Annotated in this window: 11 protein-coding genes; 6 read left to right on the forward strand and 5 right to left on the reverse strand. The window is 44.1% G+C overall.

Annotated elements, in window-relative coordinates:
- Positions 1-230: transposase (locus tag F6K51_RS33430; RefSeq protein ID WP_293029193.1), on the forward strand; the 230-nt coding region annotated here is incomplete at its 5' end.
- Positions 223-1,239 carry an S-layer family protein gene (locus F6K51_RS33435; protein ID WP_293029196.1) on the forward strand — a complete coding sequence of 339 codons (1,017 nt, stop codon included), beginning with the start codon at positions 223-225 and terminating at the stop codon, positions 1,237-1,239. The genes F6K51_RS33430 and F6K51_RS33435, both read left to right, overlap by 8 nt.
- A gap of 126 nt (positions 1,240-1,365) precedes the next feature.
- Here F6K51_RS33435 and F6K51_RS33440 read toward each other — a convergent pair whose 3' ends face one another.
- Positions 1,366-1,506 (reverse strand): hypothetical protein, encoded by a 141-nt coding sequence (locus F6K51_RS33440; RefSeq protein ID WP_293029199.1) that lies wholly within the window; start codon positions 1,504-1,506, stop codon positions 1,366-1,368.
- A gap of 362 nt (positions 1,507-1,868) precedes the next feature.
- Positions 1,869-2,036, reverse strand: a complete 168-nt coding sequence (locus F6K51_RS33445; protein WP_293029202.1) for an NblA/ycf18 family protein — start codon at positions 2,034-2,036, stop codon at positions 1,869-1,871.
- 504 nt (positions 2,037-2,540) lie between these two features.
- Here F6K51_RS33445 and F6K51_RS33450 point away from each other — a divergent pair.
- The 3 genes from F6K51_RS33450 to F6K51_RS33460 all read left to right on the forward strand — a co-directional run bounded on the left by F6K51_RS33450 (position 2,541) and on the right by F6K51_RS33460 (position 4,880).
- Complete coding sequence (locus F6K51_RS33450) at positions 2,541-3,176, forward strand: phycobiliprotein lyase (RefSeq protein ID WP_293029219.1); 636 nt, start codon at positions 2,541-2,543, stop codon at positions 3,174-3,176.
- Complete coding sequence (locus F6K51_RS33455; protein WP_293029205.1) at positions 3,133-3,723, forward strand: hypothetical protein; 591 nt, start codon at positions 3,133-3,135, stop codon at positions 3,721-3,723. The genes F6K51_RS33450 and F6K51_RS33455 overlap by 44 nt, the downstream gene beginning before the upstream one ends.
- A 365-nt stretch (positions 3,724-4,088) precedes the next feature.
- A complete protein-coding gene (locus tag F6K51_RS33460; protein WP_293029207.1) occupies positions 4,089-4,880 on the forward strand; it encodes a phycobilisome rod-core linker polypeptide in 792 nt (263 codons plus the stop codon).
- Here the strand turns inward: F6K51_RS33460 and F6K51_RS33465 are convergent.
- Entirely contained in the window at positions 4,860-5,822 is a 963-nt protein-coding gene (locus F6K51_RS33465; protein ID WP_293029210.1) for an RluA family pseudouridine synthase, read from the reverse strand. The genes F6K51_RS33460 and F6K51_RS33465 overlap by 21 nt on opposite strands.
- A gap of 179 nt (positions 5,823-6,001) precedes the next feature.
- Here F6K51_RS33465 and F6K51_RS33470 point away from each other — a divergent pair, with 179 nt between their 5' ends.
- On the forward strand, positions 6,002-6,124 hold the full coding sequence (locus F6K51_RS33470; RefSeq protein ID WP_293029213.1) for a hypothetical protein: 123 nt from the start codon (positions 6,002-6,004) through the stop codon (positions 6,122-6,124).
- On the opposite strand, the gene F6K51_RS33475 is transcribed toward F6K51_RS33470, so the two are convergent.
- A complete protein-coding gene (locus F6K51_RS33475) occupies positions 6,102-8,897 on the reverse strand; it encodes a PAS domain S-box protein (protein ID WP_365940490.1) in 2,796 nt (931 codons plus the stop codon). The genes F6K51_RS33470 and F6K51_RS33475 overlap by 23 nt on opposite strands.
- Positions 8,898-9,243: 346 nt before the next feature.
- On the reverse strand, positions 9,244-9,933 hold the full coding sequence (locus F6K51_RS33480; RefSeq protein WP_293029216.1) for a C40 family peptidase: 690 nt from the start codon (positions 9,931-9,933) through the stop codon (positions 9,244-9,246).
- Positions 9,934-10,263 lie beyond the last annotated feature (330 nt).

A 10,263-nucleotide genomic window follows, 5' to 3' on the forward strand; every position in this document is an offset into this window, starting at 1 on the left:
ACACAAGCAATAAAATCCTAGAAAAATTAGAAGAATGGCAAGGTAATAATTTAGATATATTTTGGTTACCTACTTACTCACCCAAGCACAACTTAATTGAAATTTTCTGGAAATTTATTAAGTATGATTGGATTGAAATTGATGCTTACGAAAACTGGAAAAGCTTTCTTGAATATCTCAAAAAAGTGCTTGACAATTTTGGGGAAGAATATGTAATTAATTTTGTTTAGGTGCTTAACAATTACTGCTGATTCAGTTAAGTTCAAAGGAAACAGTGGTATCAGTACCAACACTACAGATAACAGTACTGGCAATGCTGGACAAATAACAATTAATGCTAAATCTCTAGTGCTGGAAAACCAAGGAGGTATTCGTACCAATACGGAAGGTAACAGCACTCGCGATGCCGGAACAATAATAATTAATGCTGACTCCATCTCCCTAGAAAACAAGAGTAATATCTCTGCTCAAACTGTTAGTGGAGACGGTGGCAATATTACTCTGACCCTACAGGATTTATTACTATTGCGTGACGGTAGTAAAATCACCACCACCGCAGGTACCGAAAAGCAAGGGGGAGATGGTGGGGATATCACCATTGAGGCTGATTTAATTGTTGCCTTCCTGGAAGAAAATAGCGACATCACCGCTAATGCCTTTGATGGCATGGGTGGTAATATTACACTTACCGCTCAAGGCATCTTTGGGTTCAACTTTCCGGATCAACCAACCAACTTCAGTGATATCACCGCCAGTTCTGAGCGTGGTGTAGACGGTGACATAAAAATCAACATCCTTGGGGTTAATCCCTCTCAGGGTTTAGTAGAACTACCCACTACTGTAGTTGACCCATCTAGACTGATTGCCGCTACCTGTGCTGACACTGTCAAAGTGGCATCGGATGATTCCAAAGGGGATGAATTCATTATTACTGGACGGGGTGGCTTACCTCCGAGTCCCCTTGACCCAATCATAAGCCGAACTGTAATAGCAGATTGGGTAACCTTAGATAACTCGGCAACAGAAAATTATCAGAGTCAACGTCATTCTCCGGCTGCTAGGGAGGAGTCGGCTCGAAAGGGTCCAAGGCGGCGGATTGTGGAAGCTCAGGGTTGGCTGATTGGTCCTGATGGTACTGTTATTCTCACCCCTTTCCCTACCACCCCCGAGACCTGGGCTAACTCTTGGCGCAAATCCCCTTCTTGCGAGGATCTCAGGAGAATTAGTAATGGCTCCTAGGGTTAATCCTTTGGTGGGCAGTGCTTAGCAAGCCTTTGGCCAACTTGATCAATCGGTCTGAGCCACTGCCCACCCTACATCTAGCTCTTTGGTGGGCAGTGCTTAGCAAGCCTTTGGCCAACTTGATCAATCGGTCTGAGCCACTGCCCACCCTACATGAAGTACTTTGTCACGGGTTGGTTGCCCAATTTTGCCTAAGTCCTGATTGACCTGAAAGGGAGGATAATGGCAAGTGACGTAAAAATCGAGCACTCCGAATCCTATCATCTGTGCTAGAATTCGGAGGTAGCTTAAGAGCAGCAATATGCAAGCTGGTTCCTAGTCTTAATTCAAGATTGTAAATTCCAGCCATTAACAGCCAAGAGTTCTTGGTAAGTATTCCTTGACTATCTAATTCCCTAACTATATCAGTGTTCCTACTTAAGTCGAAATTTCTAAAATATACTATCATATGGTAGTAGCGCGGCCAGGGCTGAAGCGCTACGATGGCTATTAGCAGGTTCAGATCAGCAGCGAAGGTTTAGATTATAGGCGTTCCCATGCCAGTGTAGATTCGTCGAATGTAGGTACGACTGAGGCACCCCTTAAAACAAGTCAAGCAAAGTGAAACCTTCGCAGCTAATTAAGAGTTAAGCGTTTTTGAGTAGATGGCGGAATAGATTCTCCTTAACCATCATTTGACGCAAAACTTCCAAGAGATAGGACTGAGCCTCCTCCTGGCTCAACAGCTTGACTTGGTCTTGGTAGATTTTCATCTGGAACTGTTGTTCCAAACTTAGCTTTCCAGGCATTTCCATAGGTTTACTCCTAAGCTTACATACGTTGATTAGGGCAGGCGGACGAGTGTTCCGACTGCTCTTTTTTTTGGCCGTTGTTAATCAATCTAACACACATATAAAATACTGTCGATTCTGTCAAGCAATAAGTAATTAAAGATACAAATTGTAATAAAAATCCGGAAAGCGATGATTTGCCCTTGTGCCTGTATGTCTGATGGACTTAGATCAAGTCCGATTGAATACCGATAATAAAGAAAATTGATGGTGTAACGGAGTGATAGGGTGATTTCGATTAAGAGTAATTATTCGGACATCATAGTTACGCCAAACCTGAGGCCAAACCCAACTATATAGTGGCACAATTGCATTTAGTATCAGTATATGTAGCGTAGCAGCGGAAATCCTGATGGATTGGGCATGGATCCCTTGTTTGGAAAAATCTCAGGAATATGCAAAAATTCAAGATTAAGTAAAATTTAAGTAAAAACTCGGTAAACCAAATACCATAATATGGATCCAATTATTGATGCCATGGAATTTTTCCAGCTCAGTGCTGGCAACTGGCGATCGCAACGCACAACCCACCACCTAGCCTTCCGACAAGCAGAGAAGGGAGAGTTGGATATCAATGTAGCCACCTTAAAGGCTGATCATCCCCAAGTCATTGAGCTGTGTGAGCTTCATAAGATTAACCCAAGTTTGGCAGCAGGTGGAGCTTTGGTCAGTTGGCAGGGTACAATGGCTTGGGATCAGACTGATGAGGGTCACAAAGACTCGACGGTGATGGTGGTGGTTCCAGATGCCGATTCTCCTAGACATGGGAAGTTATTGCGGGAAAAAGGTTACGCGGAAACCATGCCAGTGGCTGGTCTTTATCAGATGGATGCTCAAGATGGGCTAGTGCTGATTACTGAATATGAAACCATGAGTGCTCATGAGCGTTTCTCCTTTATCACTCCATCTCGGCGGATGCGTACAAGTATAGTGAAACGTTTTGGTGGATTTAGCAGCGCATCATTTTGCATCGAAACCCGGATTGACTCTAATCTAGAGAATTTAGAGAATAGGGCTAATACTGGGTCTAATATTGGGGTGACATCTCAACAACAACAAAATGTCTTGGCACCGGAAGAGTATTATTCAATCTTGGGGTGGTGATTCCACCATCAGCGATGATCCGTTAATCCGGGGCTACCAGTATCTGAATGCGGTGGGTCAGCTGGCTTTAGACCCAAGTATGGTAGAGATCACTGATCATGCTAAAGAACGCGATCGCATTTATACCTGGATTGGCAATCACATTGATGCCATTAATGGAGAACTCCAGACTTGCTTAGACGCCTGTCATAGCTGCTATCATGATTCCCTATGCCGCCCAATGCGGATTTTGGCAACCCCTTTAGGGGAAAAGTTTGGTATTGATGGCTTTTGCAACATCTTAGCCACTCCGGCGGTGATATTAATTGATGTCGGACGCATTGCACGGTCTGATTGGTTAAGTATTGTCATCCATGAATATGCCCATGCTCATTTAGGTGCCCCTGGTCACGATCAGCGTTTTTTTGAGGTCATTTCCCATCTCTGTTTGGGTCTGGGATTAAAACCCCCACGTTGGCAGGTAAATCTCGAAACTTACCTGCGGGATTGGCCAGAGTGTCCATCCAAGACTAATTCACTGTCTTTTTGGATGGGGTATGGATGCTAGGAGCGATCGGCTATTGTCTAATTGTTTGGTCTAATTATTTCGGGCTATTTTAATAAATATTAAAAATTATTGCTTTGAGTAACGTTTTAATTAATCAAAATTAATAACCTATTAGTGATTAAGGTGATTAAGTTAAAGGGGGACACACAGAGTAATCACACAGAGTAATCACAAAAGCAAGAAAAGGGTTAGTTGATTAACCCATAACTATTGACGATTGACTATTGACTGCTGTCCCGGCTATCAGTGGTCGCTCTAGAGATTGAAATATCGATTAAACTATAATTTTTTTACAGATTGACACGGGATTCATTATATATTTGATTAAGGTTTGTAAGATTTTCTAAGAATACGGAGATAAAAACGTGGCTATTCCTTTACTAGGCTACGCCCCTGTGACGCAGAATGCGCGCATAGATGGGTATGAGATACCAGGAGAAGAGCAACCCAGAATTTATTCCACTGAAAACTTGCTCTCCCCCGGAGACATGGATGCCCTAATCGAGGCAGGATACCGTCAGATTTTCTTCCATGCCTTTGCTTCGGATCGTGAACCGTTCCTGGAGTCCCAACTCCGCTTCGGTCAGATCACAGTGCGGGACTTCATTCGTGGGTTGTTGCTTTCTGAAACCTTCAAGACCAGCTTCTATGACAAAAACAGCAACTATCGCGTTGTAGAGCAGTGCGTGCAGCGGGTGCTTGGACGTGATATCTATGGGGAAAGAGAAAAATTAGCCTGGGCAGTTATAATTGCCACAAAGGGTATCCAAGGCTTCGTCGATCAACTTCTCGACAGCGAAGAGTACATGGAGAATTTTGGGTACAACACCGTCCCCTATCAACGGCGTCGAGTGATTCCCGGTCGGTCTCAGGGTGAAATACCATTCAACATCAAATCTCCACGTTACAACGAATACTACCGTGCAGTACTGGGCTTCCCACAAATCATTTGGCAGACCCAGGTGCGCAGTTACGTGCCACAAGACAAGAAGGCCAAGTTAGGGGATCCGTCTCTGTATATGGGCATGGCACGGGATCTGTCTCCCCAAGGCAACACTATCCCACGAGTGTCAGCTTTGAACATCGATTACGAATCCTTAGTGCCATATCGGGCTCAGCAATCTCCGCAAAAGGAACTAGCTGAAGCGAAGTCGTAGCACCTCTAAGAGTTTGATCAAAGCTAGGGGGGGAGGGGCAACAAACTCAATCCACTCCTCAGAAACTGGATGCTTTAGTTGTAGCCGCCAAGCGTGAAGTGCTTGACCCGGTAGATTGACACCGACAGAACGACCACTGCTGTAAACGGGATCTCCAACAATGGGATGACCAATATAGCTACTGTGGACACGAATTTGGTGGGTGCGACCAGTTTCTAATTGGAAATGGATCAGGGTATAGTTGCCCAGTCGTTCTCGGACTTGCCAATGGGTAATCGCTGGGCGTCCCCCTTTTTCTACTGGCACGACAGCCATTTTCTTGCGGTCTACAGGATGCCGTCCAATCGGTTGGTTAATGGTGCCAGACTCAGCAGAGGGAGCACCATAGACTACACCTAAATATTGTCTTTGAGCAGTTTTGGCTTGGAGTTGAGCTTGTAGATGTCCATGAGCCTGGTCAGTTTTTGCGATCGCAATTGCACCAGTTGTATCCTTATCCAAGCGGTGGACAATGCCTGGACGCTGAACACCACCAATACCTGTCAGTTTAGGGCAGTGGGCTAAAAGGGCATTGACAAGAGTACCACTTTCATGACCAGGTGCGGGATGAACTACCAAACCAGCCGGTTTGTTGATAATAATCAGAACCTCATCTTCATAAAGAATGTCTAAGGGGATGACTTCCGGTTGTAATTCCAGGGGTTTAGCGTCAGGTATGGTTAGGGATATGCGATCGCCTAGCTGAACTTTAGCTTTTTTTGAGATGCACACATGATCATTCACTTGCACGTTGCCTTGTTCAATCAGCTTCTGGATACGAGAGCGAGACAAGTCAGGTGTTTGTTGGGCAATATAGCTGTCAAGGCGATAACTGGGAGTTGAACCAGTAGACTCGCTAGTTTCCTGAACTTGCAAGAATTTGAGAGAAAGCTGAGGGGTCATTGTTGATCGTTGATTGTCAACCGAACTGAGAATTAGGAATACAGAAGACTTCAATTATGTATAGCAAAGGGAACAGCGGATCTGGGAACAGCGGATCTGGGAGTAGGGAATATGGCATCAAAAATTATCACAATTCATTTAATAATGCTATATTAATTAGCAATAATTAATAATTAATAATGAGCCAAAGGCGATCAACCATTGTATATAGCGTTTCTGATACTTATGAGGTACATTCCATTTTATGGACGCCACTCCCTACTCCCTACTCCCTACTCCCTACTCCCTATTTTGGTCAGTAGCCAAGTGCAGCGGTAGGGTAACCGTAAATGTTGTTCCCACCCCAACTTCACTGTTTACAGCAATTGTACCCTCGTGCAAGTCTAAACATTTTTTGACAATCGCTAAACCCAGTCCAGTACCAGGGATGCTGCCAACATTACTCGCTCTTTCAAAGGACTCAAAGAGTTTCTCTTGGTCTTTTTTAGGAATGCCGATCCCCTGATCTTGAACCTGGATTACTGCGGTCGAAGAATCGCAATTGAGTTCAAATTTGAGGGTACCTCCTTCTGGGGAATATTTAATGGCATTTAACAGCAAATTGTTAACGACATGACTCAAAAGTCTTTCATCGATTAGGGCATCTTGGCAGCACCCATGAGTAATGAATATCAGGTTATGCTTAGAACCCAGGTTAATTTTGATATTTTCGAGTATGTCCTGACACAAAGCAACTAAATCCATGGATGCTGGCTCAAACTTGAGTTTACCCGCATCGGCTTTCCCAATCGTTAGAACATCATCCAAAAGTTGAGTCATCCGGAGCACAGCATGCTGAATCTTATCATGGTGCTTCAGTTTTTTCTCAGGGGACAATTTATCCTCATAGCGTTGCAGCATTTGAGCAGAAGATTGAATGGTAGTCAGAGGCGTGCGAAACTCGTGAGAAACTAATGAAACGAAACCTGAACGCAGTTGACTCAGCTCTTTTTCCTTAACCAATGCCTTACGAATATCTGCTTCTGCTTGCTTGAGTTCAGTGATATCTCTTCCCACCGCCTGGCATTCGAGAAAGTTGCCATGTTCATCAAACATAGCTCGATCACTCCACTGCTGCCAGCGAATTTCTCCAGAGTCGAGAAGAACTCGGTGTTCGTAAGTGTTAATCGGATTATCTACAGAAAGAGAACGGAAGTTCCGGGTAACAATGTCTTCGTCTTCCGGAGGCATTTTTGGCAAAAATACTTTCCCTACTAATTCAGAGCGGTCTTTGCCAAAATAGCGGCAGTAAGCATCATTGACAAACGTTAGGGTGCCATCAAGTTTCAACCGACAGATCAGTTCAGTTTGATCTTCAATGATGGCACGAAATCGTTCTTCACTATGTCGTAGCGCCTCCTCTGCCTGCTTGCGTTCTGTAATGTCTTCAACCATGCTCAAAATACACAGGATTTCTCCTGCTTGATCTCGCATAGCCATCATGGTTAAATTACCCCAGAGGGTATCTTGATTCTTTTTGCGGTAACGTATTTCTAACTTAAAACTATCAATTTCTCCTTGTATGACCTGCCTAATATAAGGCTGGGCTTGTTCTAGGTCTTCAGGATGAGTAATTGCCAAACCATTGAGAGCCATTAGTTCAGACTTGGTGTATCCGAGCATTTCATACAAAGCCCGATTCACCTGAATAAACTGATAATCCAAATCTGAGAGTGACATTCCGATAGGTGCTTCATCAAACACCCGTCGAAATTGGGCATCTTTCTCGTCTAAAGCCGCTGCTGTATTTAGTCTCAATTGCTGATAGGCTTGCCGTAGTTCTACCTCTGCCTGCTTGCGCTGGGTAGTATCTTGGATAATCCCGATAACTTGATAAATATTTCCTTGCTCATCTAGCAGGGGAATATAGGTAGCGAGGACAGTGAGTTCACCAACCTCTGGCAAAGTCAGAGTCAGTTCTTCCACTTGTGGTGTACGGGTTTCCACAGCCTTTTGTAGGAGTTTCACATAGATATCCTTAAATACACGTGGATAGATTTCCTCGTCAGTGTGACCCAGTAGCGGTGAATCAGACACTCCAGTTAGCTTAACCCCTTGTTGATTGATAAACTGGAGCCGCCGCTGGGCATCATATATCATAAATGTACCGGGGAAATTATCCACTGCTAGCCGAAATCGTTTTTCGCTCAGGCGTAATGCCTCTTCTGCCTGTTTGCGCTTCGTGATGTCAACAATTAACCCCACCAGACGATTGAGATTACCGGCACTATCTAGGTAAAACTGTCCTTTGTTCTCAACAGTGATGTACGTGCCATCCTTCTTACGCATCCGATACTCAAGATCAATAGGCTCCTTAGTGACAATCACCCGTTCAATGATGTGTCGGTATCGTTCTAAATCATCAGGATAAATTAACTGATCCCACCCTTGCCCAGTGTTGGCGATTTCCCCTGGGTAATAACCCAATACTTGTTCAATATTGTGACCCCAAATCAATTCATTGGTCTGGGTATTCCATTCGTAGAGCAGCTGACCACTGATTTGACTAACCGCTTTATAGCGATAAAGCCATGCGGTTAATAAAGCAAAGTAACTTTTTAAGTTTTGATCATCTGGATTGAGATTTTCAGAGCCCTTACTGCCTTCATAGCAGCCAGTAGAGTTACCATCGTCCAATCCAGATTCTAGCTCTTTAATGCTAGTGATATTTTTAGCAACACCATAGATAAGACCCTGTTCATCCTGTGAAATTCTCCAAGCCAGCCAACGCAAGCTACCATCTTTATGGTAAATTCTATTCCGATATTCGACTAGTTTTCCGTGACCACAATCACGAAGGGCATTGAGAGTAAATTCCCGATCTTCTCGATAAATCCACTCAATCCAAGGTCGCGATCGCAATTGGGAGCAAGTCCATCCTAGAACCTTTTCCCAAGCCGGATTGATTTGTTGAAAATATCCGTTTTGACCAAAGGTGCATAATAGATCAAGTGATAAAGAAAACAAGATCTTTAGGGCGGACTCTCCCTCTGCCATTGTTTCAGTACTGTTTATGTGAGACTGAGTGGTGTTCATTGCTGGGCTCGATCCGTCAGAAATTCTACAGATAAGCTAGGGATACATCTACCCACAGTCTTCCCTCAATAATCAGTATAATCACAAGATCATCACCAGGAGTATTTTAGAAAGCTCAGAATATTTCTCTGAGGAAAGGAAATTGTGAGGATATTTTGTGGTCATATTTGTTAGTCTTTTCCCCTGAAGCCCTGCTGAGAGCTTCACAGAAAGTCTGATTGGGATCAACTCTATGAGCAGTACAGTGCTAGATCACTGTGTTAGATCACTGTGCTAGATCACTGTGTTAGATCACTGTGCTAGATAATTGTGTTAGATCACTGTGCTAGATAATTGTGCTAAGTGACTAGGGCTGATAACTTGCCACAACTCGCCCAGCTCCGTAGCGCTGTCGGTAATAATACTTTGTTATCTCATCCCCTTGTTCTGAAAGTTGGTCAATTGCAATCCCATTACGACCATGATCTTTGCCAGAACTATGAATGTAATCACCATTACCTAGATACAATCCTACATGGTTCACTTTTTGGGCGGTAGCGAAAAAGACCAAATCTCCTGGTTGTAATTGCTCCATTCTAATGGTTTGGGTGAAAGCTGCTTGCTGATAGGAATCTCTGGGTAACCAAATCCCCGATGCTGCAAACGCTGCTTGCATCAACCCTGAACAGTCATAGTTGGGACCTACTGTACCCCCCCAAAGGTAGTAGGGATTTTGGTGCATTGCTGCTTTAGTAAACCCAATCACCGCTTTTATTCGTGCTTGGATTTGAGCTGGAGACAGAGAAATGGGGCGATAAGGAGTCTTAGCTATGTCCAGTACAGCCAAATCCGACACAGGCAACCAACCAGAATAGTTATCTTCGCACAGACGCACCTCTAAGGCATTACCGACAGGTGGGACCGACAAGACCCGCAAGTGCCTTCCGGTGGCTGCTTGTGTTGTCAAACTCTCACAGTTGGGCGAATCATAGAGGTTGAGATTAGCACGACAGTAGTATTCCAAATCATTGGCTCGTAATTGCTCAAGCAAAACCATAGTATAGGAAGCGGGAACTCACACTCAGATTATGGTACTTTTCTAGAAGGATAAACAACTAGGAAGATTAAGGGCGTTGCTGATTCTCAGTATGGCGCACGCCCCCCTAGGGCGTGTTTTCAAAGTTTTCCGCAAGATTATGATCCCCCCCAGCCCCCCTTAAAAAAGGGGGGAGCCATACTCGCTCGTCCCCCTTTTTTAAGGGCAGGGCTGTTTCAAACTTTAATAAGTTAACGATTATTGGAGATAGGGGGATAGGGGGATAGGGGGATAGGGAAATAAACTAAAATTTCCCGAAAAATCCGCCAATTTAGTCATTAAAATCTGACA

This window comes from Moorena sp. SIO3I8, assembly GCF_010692325.1.
Lineage (GTDB): Bacteria > Cyanobacteriota > Cyanobacteriia > Cyanobacteriales > Coleofasciculaceae > Moorena.